The sequence below is a fragment of the Arthrobacter rhizosphaerae genome, from assembly GCF_023062595.1.
In the GTDB taxonomy this organism is placed as follows: Bacteria; Actinomycetota; Actinomycetes; order Actinomycetales; family Micrococcaceae; genus Arthrobacter; species Arthrobacter rhizosphaerae.
In genome coordinates, this window is record NZ_JALLAN010000005.1 from 138,050 (window position 1) to 154,138 (window position 16,089).

A 16,089-nucleotide genomic window follows, 5' to 3' on the forward strand; every position below is an offset into this window, starting at 1 on the left:
CGTAGGGCGCCTACTGCTGATTCAACTTCCGTCGGGAGCCGACGCAGCAATTCATAGTGTAACGGCGGAAAGGGCTTTATGGACCCTCAATTTTCCGCGCCATGCATTCTCTTTGGCGAAATGTTTTCGGGCCATCACGTTCTATTCGTCGCAGGCCGAAACCCGGTAAAGAATTGCCTTGCCAACCCTGGCGACTTGCTCAATCCCCGGAGCCGCATCGAGGTTTTCCAAGCCGGGGTACTTGTGCGCGCCGCCGTGCACCTCATTGTCGCCGAAGTCGAGCACATGCCTGCTGTTTATTCTCCGCAGCGCTTCACACACGGCGGGATCTGAATCCACCCTGTTTAATCGCTTCATAACGATTTCAGCGTCTGGTCCGGGAGTGCCTTGGGTGTGGGGCAGGAGGGCAGGGCGACCTGTGTAGGCATAAACAAGGGAAGCCCCTGTCCAAGGGGAGCCTATGACCGTTTCACCCTCTGGAACAAACTGCGGGACCTGCAGGAGCAAGTCGTGTTCGTCGGTTGAAAGCAGCGGCGAATCGGTTCTGAGCTGAAAGTTCCGGGCGGCGTTCCCGACCTCAATACCTACGGTGCGGAACTGGGTTACTGCGACAGTGCCAGCCAGCAGAACGAGCGGGAGCAGCAGGCTCGCTCCATGTGTACGATCTAAGCGGAGCAGCCGGAGCCTCTTGTCGCGCAAAGCGTATGAACGCAGTTGTGACAGCAGCCAGAGCCCCCCGACTACTGCCAGAGGCAGGGTCACAATGGGCATGAGGGCAGCGATACGGTAGCTGTCGTTGTACCACCCGCCGGCAACGAATGAGCGGAATCGGCCAAAGGCCATTCCACTGACAACGACATAAAGCCCAATGCCGATGACAAAGCTCGCCGTTGCCCGGCCAAACTTGCGATCCCGATAGGCTGAATAAAGCCCGACAATCACCAGAACCGAAAAGAAGATGGGCATGGGGCGGCCCATTGCTGCACCCGTGAGCGCCTCGCCGAATGCCCTTGCGAGGGTTTGATGTGCCGCCCACGTCGCGCTTGCCGGGTCGGGCCGCATGTACTTCCAAATGAAATAAATGGAGATGGCAGAACCAAGTGCGGCAAGGAGGGGATAAAGCATGCCCCGGAATCCGTCGGCGCGGTTGGCACTGAACCAGCGGAACCATCGAACCGCAAGCCACGGAAGACCAAACGCCAGGAGTGCGAGCAGCGAGGAGGGGTGGGCCATCATCAATCCGGTCAGGGCTACAGCGAAGAGCATCCACGGCCGTATCGCCTTTCCGTCCCGGCCTTGGTCATTTCGTATCGCCGTTATCAGAACGGCAAGGACAGCGGGAAGAGCAGCCGTCGCCAACAATGTGGGGTACAAGACACCGAAGTCGACCATGAGGTAGGGGAACTGACTGAAACCTGCCGCCCCTACCGCTGTAAGGGCACGGGCGGCGGTCCTCACGCCGACGATGCTGTCCACGAGGAATACCGCCCCGGCGGGCCACAGTACACAACAAATTACGAGGTTGGCAGCATTAATGGCCTCAGGAATCGCAGATCCGGCCAGCTGCGACACCAAAGCAACGTAATCGTGCCATGCAGCCGGATACATAGCCCACTGGTTTTGGGGATCCACGAGTTGGCCCACCGTCAGAGATGATCCATTTCCTGAGTCCACTATGTAACGAACCGAATTCAGGTGATAAATGTCATCGAAGGTCTGGGAGATACTTCCAGGGTTCCCGAAGATAGTGATCATCCGCCAGAAAATCACCGCCCCCGCAAGAAGGAGGAAACCGAGGGTCCATAGCCCACGCGGATTTCTTGCCAGCAGCTTTAATGCAGCACGTCCACGTGCAGGCTCGGTGGCTACATTGCTGACACCCCGTTTGCGGTTCCGAAAAGCCAGCGACAAGAGGCAGGCCGCCGCACTGGCGACTAAGAGCGCCCACAGAGAGAACTCGAGCTGGAGGAGACCGGCAATGACAGCTGAACCGGAAATTAACGTTATGCCGACCGGGCCGGCCAAGGCCCACGCAGCCATGCCTCTGGCACCAAGGAGCAATGAAACAAGCAGACCTGGAACTACTGCCAGCAGAAGGGCTGATGCAATCGTCGGGAGAAAGCCGATCCAGATCATTTAATAAAGTTTCCTGCCTGAGGTCTGATCACCAGCATGCTTTCACCTCGTAGAGGCTTGCTATTCCCACAGATGCCACCCTTGAGAACCCCTTAGAGGAGGGGATATATCGCAGGCCGTCATATTGCCCGTCCCGCGGATAGCCGAAATCAAATACCGGTTGATAGGAATAGATGACGTAGCGAACGTTCAGCCTGCGGACCGCCGGACAAACCTCCGGATTGACCGCCGCTTCGTTCAGGTGCCTCGCTATTAGCTCCCTGTCAGGATTCATGGGAACGAACATGTGCCCAAAAACCATCTTCGTGCCGGAAACGTAGTAAGCAAGGGCACTTCCGTCCCAGGGATCGCCTGCGACAGCGGTGCCGGCGGGAACTATGCTTGGCAGCTTCTCGAACAGAGCCTGCTCGTCAGCGGACATCATGCGGGCATTCCTGTCGATATTGAAGTTGGCGCCTGCTGACCGGATACCTGCCGCAACGGTAAATGCCTGGGACCCGGCGAAAGTCACGCCAAGTAGTACAACAGCGCCCAGAACCATCAGCTGCTTGGAGCGAGTGTCGTTGGAACGCACGAATGTGATTTTTTCTGCTGCTGCATCCGTGAGGAAATCCAGCGCTTTGACTGCACCAATGGCTGCCAATGGAGCCCAAGTCAGCACGAGCGAGGCGGCCACCCTGTTGTAGTCGTCGTACCAGGAACCTGTCAGGAACGTGCGCAGCAGCCCCGTCGGAAAGCTGGCGGAGGCGAGGAAGAGCAAAGAGACGATGATGTGCGAGACAGCAAACCACCTCTGGCGTTTGTTGCGCAGCAGTGACAGGAAACCGATCGCGATCAGGATCGCGACGAAGAAGGAAGGAAAACTGTTCAGGGGAGCCGCCCACAGCAGCTCCCCGATTGCTTGCGCGGGGGTTTCAGTTGGCACGGTGAACTCGACCTCGGTCAATGGCACCGGCCGCAGGAGCGCCCATACCCCTGCAGCGCTGCAAACCAGCAGGATATTAGCGGGCAGCCTTGCCTGCAGAATCGAAAGAGGGAACCGCTGGGGTTTCCGGAGTGCTCGCGGAATGTCGAACAGCCTGTTCTCCGCCGAGAGGATGAGCGGCAGGGCGATTGCCAGAATCATCAGCATTCCGCTTGGCTGGGTGAGGAAGATGCCGGGAACGCAGCAGAGCAGGAGCCACACAGCCAGGGGTGTGCGTAGAGTGTCGCCGCTGTTGGAACGCTTGAAATAGATCATGATCAGTCCCACGGCGGGAAGCGTCGTGGCTATGGAGAGGAAACTGGGGTACAGGACCCCCCAATCGAGCATGCGGAAGGGAAAGATGCCGAAGCACGATGTGAGAATTCCACCAGCAATGAGGACCAACCGGCCATTGCCCGTAAGTTGCCTCAGGAAAAAGATGACGCCGCTTGGCCACACCAACCCGCCAATCACCAGGTTCACGGCATTCACGGATTCAGCTATGCCGGCTCCGCTGCTGCCTGCAACCATGGCGACGACAGAATGCCATGATGCCGGGTAGATGGATGGAGCACCATTAAGACCTATTGACGGTGCGAACGCCGAACCGTTGCCGCTCTCAAGCATGTAGCGAACGGCATTCAGGTGGAAAACACCATCGGTTGTCTGGGAGATCATTGTGGGCGAGTGGAATACATTGATCAGTTGGATGCTAATGATGACGGCTGGTATGGCCGTAGCCAAGGCGATCCAGAGACCGTTCTTCCGCACGCCGGCTTTAGCCAGGGGCGGAATGCCCTTGGGGCGGAAGACCCGGCTCAGGCCGAAGGTGGCTGCTGCAACTGCCACCGCTACAAAGAGAAGAGACCACCACGCCCAAGGAATGCCTGCGTACGAGAGAGCGAGAGCACCAATGTCCACGATTGACAGGGTCAGGAGGGGCCCCAGCCCCCACGCCAGCGCTTTGGAACCACCTGCCATTCGGGCCGTGAGGTATCCCGGCCCAAACATCACGGCTATCGCAACAAGCGCGGGAAGTAAGACCGCCAGCCAGCTGGAATTCATTTTTTAGTGATCTGTCCTGTTGCTAGAAGTATCCCCGCTGCCGAGTTGACGCCTGTTTTACTGCAGGGACACTACCGGATGAGCGAAAGCAAGTATTCTCCATACCCGCTCTTTATCAAGGGTTTGGCCCGCACGGCGAGCTCTTCGTCCGTCAGGAAACCTTGCCGCCAGGCGATCTCTTCCGGTGCCCCGACCTTGAGTCCCTGACGCGACTCGATCGTCCGGACGAAATTAGAGGCGTCGTTCAAGTCGCTGACCGTCCCAGTGTCCAGCCATGCGGTCCCGCGCGGCAGAATTTCCACGCGGAGCCTGTCCTGCTCCATGTAGATCCGGTTCACGTCAGTAATTTCCAGTTCACCCCGGCTGGAGGGTTTCAGGGATTTCGCTATTTCAATAACGTCGTTGTCATAGAAATACAGGCCTGGCACGGCGAAGCTGCTCTTCGGAACGCTTGGCTTTTCCTCCAAGGAAAGCACTTTTCCGTCCGGACTGAATTCGACCACACCATAGGCGGACGCATCCCGTACCTGATAACCAAAAATCGCTCCGCCGTCGATGTCATGGAACCGTGAGAGCCGCTGGCCCATTCCAGGGCCGTAGAAGATGTTGTCACCGAGCACCAAGGCCACGGAGTCATCCTGTATATGTTCGCTGCCGAGGATGAAGGCCTGGGCAAGGCCGTCCGGCGACGGCTGCACTGCGTAGCTGATGTTGACACCGAACTGGTCTCCGTCGCCGAGGACCCGGTGGAACGCCTCGGCATCATGGGGAGTGGTAATGACCAGGATGTCCCTGATCCCTGCCAGCATCAACGTGGAGAGGGGGTAGTAGATCATCGGTTTGTCATACACCGGCACCAATTGTTTGCTGACGCCAAGGGTGATCGGGTGCAGCCGGGAGCCGGTGCCACCGGCCAGGATTATTCCACGCATGCCCTCTATCATCGTCTGCAATCCCGGCTACGCCAAACCAGTGGGTAGGCTTAGCCCATGCAGAAACTCCTTGTCACAGGCGGCGCCGGCTTCATCGGTTCCAATTTTGTCCACTACGTTATGGCCCACACAGACAGCTTCGTCACAGTGCTGGACAAAATTACGTATGCAGGCAATGTGGAATCCATCAAGCATCTTCCGGCCTCCCGCTTTCGGTTCGTGAAAGGTGACATCGCGGACGCAGCACTTGTGGACCAATTGGTGGCGGAACACGACGTTGTTGTGCACTATGCCGCCGAATCGCATAATGACAACTCATTGCATGATCCCCGGCCCTTTCTGGATACGAACATTATCGGGACGTACACTCTGATCGAGGCAGCACGGAAGCACGACAAGCGGTTCCATCACATTTCCACAGACGAGGTCTATGGGGACCTTGAGCTGGACGATCCTGAACGCTTCAACGAGGACACTCCCTATAATCCGTCCAGCCCGTACTCCTCCACGAAGGCCGGATCGGATCTCCTGGTCCGCGCTTGGGTCAGGTCCTTTGGACTACGGGCCACCATCAGTAACTGCTCAAACAATTACGGCCCCTACCAGCACGTCGAGAAGTTCATTCCCCGCCAAATCACGAACGTGATTGATGGAATACGCCCGAAGCTCTATGGCAAGGGTGAGAACGTTCGCGACTGGATCCACGCCGATGATCACTCGTCAGCCGTGCTGGCCATCATTGACAAAGGCGTCATCGGCGACACATACCTCATCGGTGCGGATGGGGAAAAGAACAACCTGGAGGTTGTTGCGCTGATCCTGCAGCACATGGGGCAGGCCCCTGATGCTTATGATCACGTGGTCGACCGCGCGGGTCATGATCTCCGCTACGCTATCGACTCAAGCAAGCTGAGGCGTGAACTCGGCTGGAGCCCCCAATTTTCGGATTTCGAGTCGGGGCTGGAGGACACCATCCGGTGGTATCGGGACAACGAGACGTGGTGGCGTCCACAGAAGGCCGCTACCGAAGCCAAATACAGGCAGCAGGGCCAATAAGATGACGTTGGAGTTTTCAAAACCACTCAAGGCAACCCCAACACCCATCCCCGGCGTTGTTGTTTATGACCTTCCCGTGCACGGCGACAACCGTGGCTGGTTCAAGGAGAACTGGCAGCGGGAAAAGATGCTGGCCCTGGGGTTACCCGATTTTTCGCCGGTCCAGAACAACATCTCCTTCAATGAGAAGACCGGAACGACGCGCGGCATCCATGCGGAGCCCTGGGACAAGTTCATTTCCGTGGCGGCAGGACGCATATTCGGTGCATGGGTGGACTTGCGCGAAGGACCGAGCTTCGGCAAGGTCTTCTGCACGGAACTTGATCCCAGCCGCGCGATCTTTGTTCCACGGGGAGTTGGCAATTCATTCCAAACTCTCGAAGACAAGACTGCCTATACCTATCTGGTGAACGATCATTGGAGCGAGGCGGCCCAGAGCCAGTACACGTTCCTCAATCTGGCTGATGCTACAGCCGATATTCCCTGGCCCATTCCCCTCGAGCGGGCTGAGCTGTCCGAAAAGGACAAGAACCATCCCTTCCTGGATGAGGTCAAGCCCATGGCTGGACAAAAGATCCTCGTCCTGGGGTCGGACGGACAATTGGGGAAGGCGCTGCGGGAACTTTACGACGGCGACCCCCGGGTTGAGTTTGCAACGCGCAAGGACCTGGATATCTCCAATGAATCGGCGCTGAAGTCACGGAATTGGAAGGGCTACTCGACCATCATCAACGCAGCTGCCTACACGGCAGTTGATCTGGCGGAAACGCCGGCTGGCCGGGCCGCGGCCTGGCAAACGAACGTCAGCAGCGTCGCCAGGCTGGCCGCCGTCGCGATTGAATACGGATTGACGCTTGTTCATATTTCTTCAGATTATGTTTTCGACGGTTCGAAGGAAGTGCACTCCGAGGACGAGGTTCCCAGTCCTCTGGGTGTTTATGGCCAGACCAAGGCAGCGGGCGACGCAGCAGCAGGCATGGTCCCGCGTCACTACATCATCCGAACCAGCTGGGTCATCGGCGAGGGAAGCAATTTCGTGCGGACGATGGCCACCCTCGCAGAACGCGGTGTGGAACCGCGCGTTGTAAATGATCAGTTCGGCAGGCTCAGCTTCACGCAGGACATCGCCGCCGGCATCAGGCACCTTCTCGACACGGAGTCCGAATTCGGAACCTACAACCTCAGCAGTGATGGTCCACCGCAGAGTTGGGCTGATATTGCCGGTGACGTCTTCGAGTTCTGCGGCCGAAGCCGGGACAGCATCACCGGAGTGAGCAGCGACGACTATCTCAAAGGCTCAAAAGCCGCTCCTCGCCCCCGCAACAGTACGCTGTCGCTGGACCGCATCCAGTCCACAGGCTTCTTCCCCGGGGAGGGTGCAAAGCGCCTGAGGGAGTACCTGGCGGCCGACAGATAGGCGCGCACCGCGAAAAGTGGTCTCAGAAGTCATGCAATAATTGGACCCGTGAGTCGAACCTGGATACTTATACCAATGTACAACGAGGCCACGGTGGTCGGATCCGTAATCGAGGGCCTTCTGCCGGTTTTCCCGAACGTCGTCTGCATCGATGACGGAAGCTCTGACGGCTCACCCGAGGTTGCGGCGGCGGCCGGGGCGACTGTCGTTCAGCACCCCATAAACCTGGGTCAGGGCGCCGCGCTTCAGACAGGTATCTCCTACGCACTCCAGGATCCGCAGATGGAGACTGTTGTAACGTTCGACGCGGATGGACAACACCGTGTCTCTGACGCCCAGCTGATGGTGGAACGGATCCAGAATGGTGAAGCGGACATTGTCCTGGGATCCCGGTTCCTCGATGACCGGACAAAGCTGACGCCTGCGAAACGCCTGGTCCTCAGGACAGCAGCTGCCCAGATGCGCATCTCCACCGGGATGGACCTGTCCGATGCCCATAACGGCCTCCGGGCTTTCAACAGGCACGTGGCATCTCGAATAGATCTGACACAGAACCGGATGGCGCACGCTTCCGAATTCGTGCATCAGATCGCCAAGATGCAACCTCGTTACGTCGAGCATCCAGTCGAAATAATCTACACGGACTACTCCAAAGCCAAGGGGCAGTCGCTGCTGAACTCCGTAAACATACTGGCCGAACTGCTGCTGAAGTAAAGTGAGATTTCCTTGATTATCGTAGTTCAGATCGTCCTTGTTCTTTCGGTTATACTCGCGTCGCTGGTGTTGATGCGCGGTGGTTCAAATGCACGGCATTTGGCCATACGACGGATTCTCCTTCTCACGTTCGCCGTCGCAGCTGCATTATCAATTTTCTTTCCGGAAATTCTTACTAACGTCGCCCACGCATTCGGGGTCGGCCGTGGCACTGACTTGGTTCTCTACGCCACCATTGTCAGCTTCTTCGTCTTTATGTCGACGACGTATCAACGGTTCCGCCATCAGGAAACCGCTCTTACCAAGCTCGCTCGCCGGATCGCCATCGACGAAGCTGAAAAGCCTTGGGAGAAAAAAACCGCCGTATGATTACAGTTGCTTCCTATGGCCCCAGCGGCAGCAGCGCCCGGGTACGCATTCATGACTGGTTAACATATCTGGGGATTTCACCCTCCCGGAACTTTGACTATGTCGGGGGAGCGAACAACAGCTTCACTACCCTCGCCCAGAATATTCCTGCTGTTGTCCGTGCAGAGTTGGAGCTCAGGAAGCTGGCGGGGTGCGCCTCCACCGATACCCTGCTACTGAGCCGGGAGGCGTCACCGCTGAGCAACGGTGGCATCGAAACCAAGCTTCTTCGAAACGCCGCACTTTCGGTGTACGACTTCGACGATGCCATTTTCCACAACGCGGCCCCGTTCCCTTACAACCTTTATCCCAAAGACAAGATCTGGGTTCGATCAGTCACGGCCGCCGACCGCGTCATTGCAGGCAACGATTGGCTGGCTGAGGAGTCCGCGAAGCACAATTCCTCCGTGACCATGATTCCGAGCTGTGTCAATCCGGACGACTATGCCCGGAAGACCAGTTACGCGCTCAATGAGGTGCCGGTTCTCCTCTGGATGGGCTCACCGGCAACGGAGCCGTTCTTGCAGGAACTCGCGGAGCCCTTGTTGGACGTCAACCGGAAAATCCCGATCAAGCTTCAGGTGGTCAGCGCAGGGGACCGCAGTTTTGGTCCGTTGGATGCGATCATAGAGCGGATTCCGTGGTCTGCGGCCACCTTCGGAAAGCACATGGCCTCGGCGGACCTGGGAATTATGCCCTTGCCCGACAACGCGTTCACCCGCGGTAAGTGCGCGTACAAGATCCTGCAATATGGTGCGGCAGCATTGCCGGTTATGGGAAGCCCTGTCGGCACGAATCGCCTCGTTTTGAATCAAATGGGAGCCGCGGCGCCGAGCAGCCAGGAGCAGTGGAAGTCAGACATCCTGGACTTCATTCGTTCCAGTGAGACCGAGCGCAAGGACCTTGGAAACCGTGCGCATGAGGTCGTTGTGGAGAAGTACAGCTTCGCCGCCTGGGCCAGCGTCTGGCGCGAAACGATCGGCCTCAAGCCCTAGAAGGCGCAGCCTCTGCCACACTTCCATCGCGAGCCACCAGCCCGGCGAGGCGCAGCCAGAGCAGGCCGGAACACAACGCTGCTATTGCAAAACCCCAAATCGCTCCCGCCAGGCCAAGTGCCGCCAGCCCTGCGAACGGCAGTGCAATAGAGACAATCGTTTGGAAGATTCTCCCTTGGAGCAACCTTCGGTGACTGGCATGGGATCGGGCTGAGATGTAGTAAAAGTGGCCGATGAAGTTCGCTAGTACGAAGACGGACGTGGGCGTCGCGAATTCGACGAGAGCAACGAGAGTCTCTCCGCCGATCTTGAGCGGGCCAACCACCAGGACCAGAACTGACCAGCAAACCGCAGCCATAAACGTGCCGGCAAGCAGGACGGAGACGATCCATCTGCCGCTGGACGTGCGCCTCGGAGAGAGGACTGAGAGGGCCGGCCTCAGGGGATCCAGAACGAATTGCACGGGTGTGGCCACGCTCGAAACAGCACGGTAGGTGGCATACGACGTGACGCTCATGAATGGTGCAATCGCTAGTGGCGCCCAGCTCGCTCCGGCGTCCATCAGCAGTGAGTCGCCCAGCAACGGCTTGATGGTCTCACGCCTCACTTTGACCCACGTGAGTAGGCCGTAGCTGGCTGAACGCGGGCGGAGGCCGTAAAACGCGCTTCCGGCCAGACCACTGAGGGCCCAAGCGTACGTGATGGCAGGAGTCCAGTCGAGAAGGGCCAGCCTAAAGATGACTACGCCTGCCACAAGCGTAACGACTGTCGTGGCGTCCGACATCAGGGATTTCGCGGCTCCGCCCAAAACCGTCTCCTGATAGCGGCTGCCCACCCTGTAGAGCGTGGCGAGGACTGCAACACCAGCCACAAAGCCCAGCCAGCCGTCCTGGAAGAGCCCGCCCGCAACTGTTCCACCGACGAGTCCAACGAGGATTGCCAACTGCAACTGGACCCAGCGGAATGTGTCCCGGTCAGCGCCTTGATCCTTGGTGCGGGACCAAGAGTCACAAACGAGGGAGAGCGCGAGGGACCATCCGAGAGCGAAGATCAGGTAGACGATAGAAAAAATACCAAAATCCGCGCGGCTCATCAGGAGGAGTGCGCTGATGGGAACCGCCGAATTGCTGACGGCGCCAAAAAATACCGAAGCCAGCACTGAGAGCTTGGATCGCATGGGTTCCTACCTCGATCCCTGGGCCAGCTCCGATGCCAAAGTCTGGTACTCCCGGGCCCTCTCACCCCAGTCGAATTTTTCCAGAAGTGAGTCGTCTATCCGGGGTGCGGGGCTCCCGAGCAATTGCTTGACGGCATCAGCCCAGCCTGCTTCGTCAGCAGCATCGCGCAGGATGACGGGGGCACCCAGTGAGGCTAAGAACTCCGCAGCGGCCTGACGTGTGCTGACAACGGATGCTCCCGCCGCAATTGCCTCAAGGAGCGTCGTTTGGAACCCTTCAGCCAAGGTCGTCGGATTTAGGAGAATACTGTCTTTGAGGATTTCCCGGAACTGGCTGGAATTCATGAAACCGTGAACGGTAATACTGTCCCCTGCTGCGGAGGCACGCGCATACTGTTCTACTCGTTCCCGATCGGTTCCGTCGCCGACAATGTGCGTCTCAAGGTCCGGATATTTATCGGCAAGTTCCGAGGCAACGTCTATCACGCGCTCCCAGCCTTTTCCGGGGACGAGCCGGCCGAGAAAAACGAGCTTCCGCGGCGCCTCCAAGGATTGTTCGGCAGGGCGGAAGACCTTAGTGTGAATAGCGTTGAAGAACAAGGTGCTGGGTACGTTCGCCAAGCGCCTGACAAAAGGCTCCGTAGCTGATGATATGGCCAGGACCAGGCTTGCGCGGCGCAGGCTGTATCGTCCGAACGTAACATCAACCAGCCGGCTGCCTGCTGCCACAAGTGGGGAGACACCGCGCACGAAATCTGAGCCGTGCTCTGTAAGGATTACAGGAGCCCCCAAGCGGCGGGCAATCCGGATTCCGATGAATGTGAAAGGAAAGAACCGGGTGTGGACGGAGATCACGTTCACTCCCTTGTCGCGGAAAAGACGTGTCATTTTGCGGGTTGCCCCGGGAAATGGCCATGACAAGACCCCGCCGATGGCTGGGGTTCCCGCCACTTCAATGATCTCCATACCGGGGAACGTCTCCCTGCCGTGGACAGGGCCGAGGGTGGCAACAGTGACCTTCGCACCGAGATTCACGAGCTCCTTGGCCAAGGCCAAAACGTGCTGTTCAACGCCCCCGACGTGCGGGGGAAAATTGTTGACCACAAATCCGACGTGAAGAGGGAACGGCTGATCAGCCAGTGGTTCGGTGTTCGTCAAAGCGTCGGTCCTTTCGGCTGCAGGAAAGCCTTGACCTGCAGCAGTTCTGGGTACGCTTCCAGCCTACTATCCGAAATAAGCCCCCGTAGACGGCGTCCAGCGGATGGATCCACCCTGGAACGACTGGGTGCACACCTCTCCGGAACACAGGAGGTCTGTTGTGGGATAGCCCAAACGGCCTGACTCCGCGCCATGTGCCCCCCACAGCGTCCCGATGGCGCCGCCGGTTGCATGCGTTCCTGCGGCAGGTGAATCGAAGATGGCCCCGGTCTGGAAGCTCTGTTTGCAACCGCTGCCGACCAGGCCGCACACCCTTGAGTCAACAGGCGAACCCAGGTAACTGTAGAGCCCGCCAAGCTTCTGCCACATGCTTCCGAAGCGCCCGGCAACAACGAATCGCCCGTCCTTCGCAGTCACTATCTGCCCGGTCTCAAAGTTCTGTTGGCAGGTTAACCCCGGGAGGCCGCACGCTTCATCCCCGGTCGGGTAGCCAAGTTCGCCACCCTGTCCGCCATTGGACCAGTAGAACGTTCTGGCCTGACCAAGGATGCGGCGCAATCCATTGCTCGGCGTCGCATATAGGCTTCCTCCTTGGAAGTCCTGCTGCATGCCGCCGCGGATCAGGCCGCCGCGCAGATCCGACGTCGGGAAACCAAGTGGGCCGGCATGGCCCCCGCTCTGCCAGAAGGTTGTCCTGACACTAAGCAGGACGGAATGCGTTCCAGAGGCGGCTGAGTAGTAAAGGCTTCCCCCGTCGAAATCCTGTTGGAGGCCGCCGGCGCTAAGGCCGATCTGTTCAGATGACGGGTAGCCCAAAACGCCCTTGGGGCCGCCCAAAGAGTCGTAGGCCCGGGAGATCTCTCCTGAGACTGCCAGCATCCTCCCGCCCGAAGTCTTGAGTATGGAACCGAACTGGAACTTCTGCTGGCAGCCGTCGCCCGGCAGCCCACATATTTCGGAACCGGCCGGAAATCCGAGCCGGCTCGCCGGTCCGCCCAGGGCCCAATAGGTGGATCGGGTCTGTCCCTTGACAGGAAAGGTGCCATCAACTGATGTGTAGATGCTTCCCCCCTGGAAGTCCTGGACACACCCTTGCCTGATCTGATTACAGGTGTAATCCGAGCTCGGGTATCCAAGGACCCCATTCTCGTTTCCAAGTGCTGCCCATACCCCTTTGGGCGGTCCCAGAACGGCGCGCGGTGAAGTAGCGGCGCTGCGGTAGATGTTCCCGGCTTCAAACTGTTGCGCGCATCCGTTGCCCGTCAGGCCGCAAATCTCATTCGCTAAGGGGTAGCCCACAGAATTCTGGCCGCCCAGGGACCAATATTTGTTGCGGACGGGCGTTGCAACAGGACGAACGGCGCCTGTTGGCGTGATGTACATCGACCCGAACTCAAAATCCTGCGTACAACCGGCCCTCACCAGCCCACACGTCTGAGGGGACACCGGATAGCCCAGCGGGCCTCCCTGACCTTGTATATTCCACCAGGCTTTCCTGATGGGGTCGGCGACTACCTTTATACCCCCCGCTTGGGATCGGTAGATAGTTGCGTAAGCATAGTCTTGCAGGCAGCCGTCCCTGACCAGGCCGCAAACGATTTTGCTGACAGGGGTGCCAAGCCCCCAGTACTCCGCGGTGGCGCGGAACTGTTCCTGGAAGTTCTGGGCGAAAGTCTGCAGATCCTGATACGACCCGTTCCAAACGTTGGAGTCCCCAGCCATCGGGCCGGTGCTGCTGTATTGCCAGATGCTGTAACTGCTCCAGCTGGAGGGAATGGGGCCGGCGTCGTTCGTTGGACTATTTGGATAGGCGGCTACCCACAGCGGATAGTCGCCGAACCCCTGCGCACCGCCAGTGCACTGATTCCACCAATTGGTGTTGGTGTAGATAACAGGAAGCCGGCCGGTCATGGAACGGACGGTGTTGCCGAATTCTTGGACCCAAGCTATGAGCTGCGCCGGCGACATGTCATAACAGGTGTTGCCAAAGTAGAACCCGCTGATGGTGCGGCCTTGGTAGGGGTTGAACTCGAAGTCAAGCACCGGCGGGAGAGTGTAGCCGTCGGGGGTCCAACCGCCACCGTTTCGCACGAAGTACCGTGCCTGGTCGGCCCCTGAAGACCAGTTGGGGATGGCGAAATGGTAGGCGCCCCGGATCATCCCTACGTTCCGTGATCCCGCGTATTGTGATCCGTACGTCTCACTGGCGTAGTAGTTGCCCTCAGTCGCTTTGACGTACGCGAATCGAGACCCCAGGTTCCATTGATGTTGCCAGTCGACGCTGGGCTGGTGGGCACTAACGTCCAGGCCCTGCACGCCAAAGGTCGGACTCCAGGTGCCCTGTGTGACCAATGATTCCGTCGATAAGGTACTTTTCGGGCCAGTCGGATCGACAACAGCGCCGGTTACGCGGGCAGAACGTTGTCCCATCTCAGCGCCGCCGTTGGCGACCACCTCGGCCAGGGTGGTTTGAGATGCATCGGGCGGGCCCGAAGCCGAAGGATCGCTCAGTGTCGCCGTGGATGTTGGACTTGGTGTTGGTGTCGGCGTGGCAGTTGCAGCTGAGGGTTCCGGTTCGACGGCGGCAGCCGGCTGCATGGTGAAGGCCCCGGCTAACAGCGCAATCGACAAGAGGAAGGCCGTTGTCGCTGCCCTGCGGTTATCCTGCGCCCTGACTGGGATCCATTTCATGCTTTACTCCGGATCAACGCCGTACTCTTCAGGCACGGATGCTGGATCCGGCCTCTAGTGTCTATCCCGGGCGAGTGATGTCCGGACGCTCACCCTAACACTGCTGTGCCCTATGGTGCCAGAGTTGCAGTTGGGGTTGGGGCCTATTCAGCTTTGTCATTTGCTGTCCGCCGAGAGGTTTTCGTGGCCGTCGACGGCGCCACCTATGCTAGTCACTATGAAGGTATTGGTTACCGGCGGCGCCGGGTACATAGGATCCCACACGACGCTCTGTCTTCTTGAGGAGGGCCATGAGGTCGTCGTGCTCGACAACCTTGTGAATTCGAATCCGGAGTCGATCAGGAGGGTTGAAAAGCTGACCGGAAAAACGGTCGACTTCAGGCAGATTGACTTGCTTGATGCGGGCGCCGTCGACCGGATCTTTGCTGAAGGCGCGTTCGACGCCGTTATCCACTTTGCGGGTCTGAAAGCCGTGGGCGAGTCTGTTGAGAAGCCGCTGATGTATTACCAAAACAACGTTGTGGGCACTCTCAACCTGCTCCACAGCATGGACGCCGCCGGAGTGCGTACCCTCGTTTTCAGCTCGTCAGCGACGGTTTACGGGGCCTCCGAGGATGTTCCGCTCGTTGAAAAGGCTCCGCTCGATGCGACAAATCCATATGGCCGCACAAAAGAGCAGATTGAGGATATCCTCGCTGATCTGGGCGCCGCGGACGGGAGATGGAGCATTGCCTTGCTCCGTTACTTCAATCCCGTTGGTGCGCATGAATCCGGGCTGATAGGGGAAGACCCGCAAGGTGTTCCAAACAATCTGCTGCCTTTTGTTGCCCAGGTCGCCGTTGGCCGCCGGGAGAAAGTGCTGGTATTCGGCAACGACTATTCAACACCGGATGGCACTGGAGTGCGGGATTATATTCATGTCATGGACCTGGCCGCCGGGCACCTGGCTGCCCTCGGTTACCTCGACGGAAAGAAGGGTGTTTTCCGCTGGAACCTCGGGACCGGCAAAGGCTCTTCTGTACTTGAGGTGATTGAGGCCTTCGGCCTGGCAGCCGGGCATCAGGTGCCTTACGAATTCGCCGCACGGCGCCCCGGTGATTCTGCCGTCAGCTATGCAGACCCGTCCGCAGCTCTGGCCGATCTGGGCTGGTCAGCGCGGCGCAATCTTCAAAATATGTGCGAAGACCACTGGCGCTGGCAAAGCAACAATCCTCAGGGCTATTCCGACGCCGGCTAACGCCCGAATCGACAAATCTTCTTCCTTCTGGGACTGCACCTTTCGAGGAGGTTTTCCACAGATGCGGCTTGTGACTTGGCTGACAGGTGTAGCCTCCTCTAGCTTTAAGCCAATTGCACTGCCTCAGCCGGGGGTGGCA

Annotated in this window: 12 protein-coding genes; 6 read left to right on the plus strand and 6 right to left on the minus strand. The window is 58.6% G+C overall.

What is annotated here, in order from left to right:
* Positions 1-141: 141 nt before the first annotated feature.
* The 3 genes from MU551_RS08765 to rfbA all read right to left on the minus strand — a co-directional run bounded on the left by MU551_RS08765 (position 142) and on the right by rfbA (position 5,097).
* Positions 142-2,136: a DUF6541 family protein gene (locus MU551_RS08765; protein WP_247042640.1), complete on the minus strand. Its 1,995-nt coding sequence runs from the start codon at positions 2,134-2,136 to the stop codon at positions 142-144.
* 28 nt (positions 2,137-2,164) lie between these two features.
* A complete protein-coding gene (locus MU551_RS08770) occupies positions 2,165-4,165 on the minus strand; it encodes a DUF6541 family protein (RefSeq protein ID WP_247042642.1) in 2,001 nt (666 codons plus the stop codon).
* Between the two features lie 71 nt (positions 4,166-4,236).
* On the minus strand, positions 4,237-5,097 hold the full coding sequence (gene rfbA, locus MU551_RS08775; protein WP_247042653.1) for a glucose-1-phosphate thymidylyltransferase RfbA: 861 nt from the start codon (positions 5,095-5,097) through the stop codon (positions 4,237-4,239).
* A 57-nt stretch (positions 5,098-5,154) separates the two neighbouring features.
* Here rfbA and rfbB point away from each other — a divergent pair, with 57 nt between their 5' ends.
* The 5 genes from rfbB to MU551_RS08800 all read left to right on the plus strand — a co-directional run bounded on the left by rfbB (position 5,155) and on the right by MU551_RS08800 (position 9,687).
* Positions 5,155-6,153, plus strand: a complete 999-nt coding sequence (gene rfbB, locus MU551_RS08780) for a dTDP-glucose 4,6-dehydratase (RefSeq protein WP_247042655.1) — start codon at positions 5,155-5,157, stop codon at positions 6,151-6,153.
* A 1-nt stretch (position 6,154) separates the two neighbouring features.
* Positions 6,155-7,570: a sugar nucleotide-binding protein gene (locus tag MU551_RS08785; RefSeq protein ID WP_247042657.1), complete on the plus strand. Its 1,416-nt coding sequence runs from the start codon at positions 6,155-6,157 to the stop codon at positions 7,568-7,570.
* A 75-nt stretch (positions 7,571-7,645) separates the two neighbouring features.
* Positions 7,646-8,284: a glycosyltransferase family 2 protein gene (locus MU551_RS08790; RefSeq protein ID WP_247042665.1), complete on the plus strand. Its 639-nt coding sequence runs from the start codon at positions 7,646-7,648 to the stop codon at positions 8,282-8,284.
* A gap of 12 nt (positions 8,285-8,296) precedes the next feature.
* The gene (locus MU551_RS08795) at positions 8,297-8,653 is read left to right on the plus strand and encodes a DUF2304 domain-containing protein (RefSeq protein WP_247042667.1); all 357 of its coding nucleotides are present in this window, start codon (positions 8,297-8,299) and stop codon (positions 8,651-8,653) included.
* On the plus strand, positions 8,650-9,687 hold the full coding sequence (locus MU551_RS08800; RefSeq protein WP_247042675.1) for a glycosyltransferase family protein: 1,038 nt from the start codon (positions 8,650-8,652) through the stop codon (positions 9,685-9,687). The genes MU551_RS08795 and MU551_RS08800 overlap by 4 nt, the downstream gene beginning before the upstream one ends.
* Here the strand turns inward: MU551_RS08800 and MU551_RS08805 are convergent.
* The 3 genes from MU551_RS08805 to MU551_RS08815 all read right to left on the minus strand — a co-directional run bounded on the left by MU551_RS08805 (position 9,677) and on the right by MU551_RS08815 (position 14,713).
* Positions 9,677-10,864, minus strand: a complete 1,188-nt coding sequence (locus MU551_RS08805; RefSeq protein ID WP_247042677.1) for an MATE family efflux transporter — start codon at positions 10,862-10,864, stop codon at positions 9,677-9,679. The two genes, MU551_RS08800 and MU551_RS08805, sit on opposite strands and share 11 nt — an antisense overlap.
* Before the next feature lie 6 nt (positions 10,865-10,870).
* A complete protein-coding gene (locus tag MU551_RS08810; RefSeq protein ID WP_247042678.1) occupies positions 10,871-12,022 on the minus strand; it encodes a glycosyltransferase family 4 protein in 1,152 nt (383 codons plus the stop codon).
* A 66-nt stretch (positions 12,023-12,088) separates the two neighbouring features.
* The gene (locus tag MU551_RS08815) at positions 12,089-14,713 is read right to left on the minus strand and encodes a GH25 family lysozyme (protein ID WP_247042680.1); all 2,625 of its coding nucleotides are present in this window, start codon (positions 14,711-14,713) and stop codon (positions 12,089-12,091) included.
* A gap of 217 nt (positions 14,714-14,930) precedes the next feature.
* Between MU551_RS08815 and galE the strand changes: the two genes are divergently transcribed.
* Positions 14,931-15,950: a UDP-glucose 4-epimerase GalE gene (gene galE, locus MU551_RS08820; RefSeq protein WP_247042681.1), complete on the plus strand. Its 1,020-nt coding sequence runs from the start codon at positions 14,931-14,933 to the stop codon at positions 15,948-15,950.
* Positions 15,951-16,089: the final 139 nt, after the last annotated feature.

Bases quoted from the DNA above. Each gene is read 5' to 3' on its own strand.
- MU551_RS08805 (WP_247042677.1), bottom strand. From the start codon at position 10,864: ATGCGATCCAAGCTCTCAGTGCTGGCTTCGGTATTTTTTGGCGCCGTC.
- MU551_RS08785 (WP_247042657.1), top strand. From the start codon at position 6,155: ATGACGTTGGAGTTTTCAAAACCACTCAAGGCAACCCCAACACCCATC.
- MU551_RS08790 (WP_247042665.1), top strand. From the start codon at position 7,646: ATGTACAACGAGGCCACGGTGGTCGGATCCGTAATCGAGGGCCTTCTG.
- MU551_RS08770 (WP_247042642.1), bottom strand. From the start codon at position 4,165: ATGAATTCCAGCTGGCTGGCGGTCTTACTTCCCGCGCTTGTTGCGATA.
- MU551_RS08800 (WP_247042675.1), top strand. From the start codon at position 8,650: ATGATTACAGTTGCTTCCTATGGCCCCAGCGGCAGCAGCGCCCGGGTA.
- rfbA (WP_247042653.1), bottom strand. From the start codon at position 5,097: ATGCGTGGAATAATCCTGGCCGGTGGCACCGGCTCCCGGCTGCACCCG.
- rfbB (WP_247042655.1), top strand. From the start codon at position 5,155: ATGCAGAAACTCCTTGTCACAGGCGGCGCCGGCTTCATCGGTTCCAAT.
- galE (WP_247042681.1), top strand. From the start codon at position 14,931: ATGAAGGTATTGGTTACCGGCGGCGCCGGGTACATAGGATCCCACACG.
- MU551_RS08815 (WP_247042680.1), bottom strand. From the start codon at position 14,713: ATGAAATGGATCCCAGTCAGGGCGCAGGATAACCGCAGGGCAGCGACA.
- MU551_RS08765 (WP_247042640.1), bottom strand. From the start codon at position 2,136: ATGATCTGGATCGGCTTTCTCCCGACGATTGCATCAGCCCTTCTGCTG.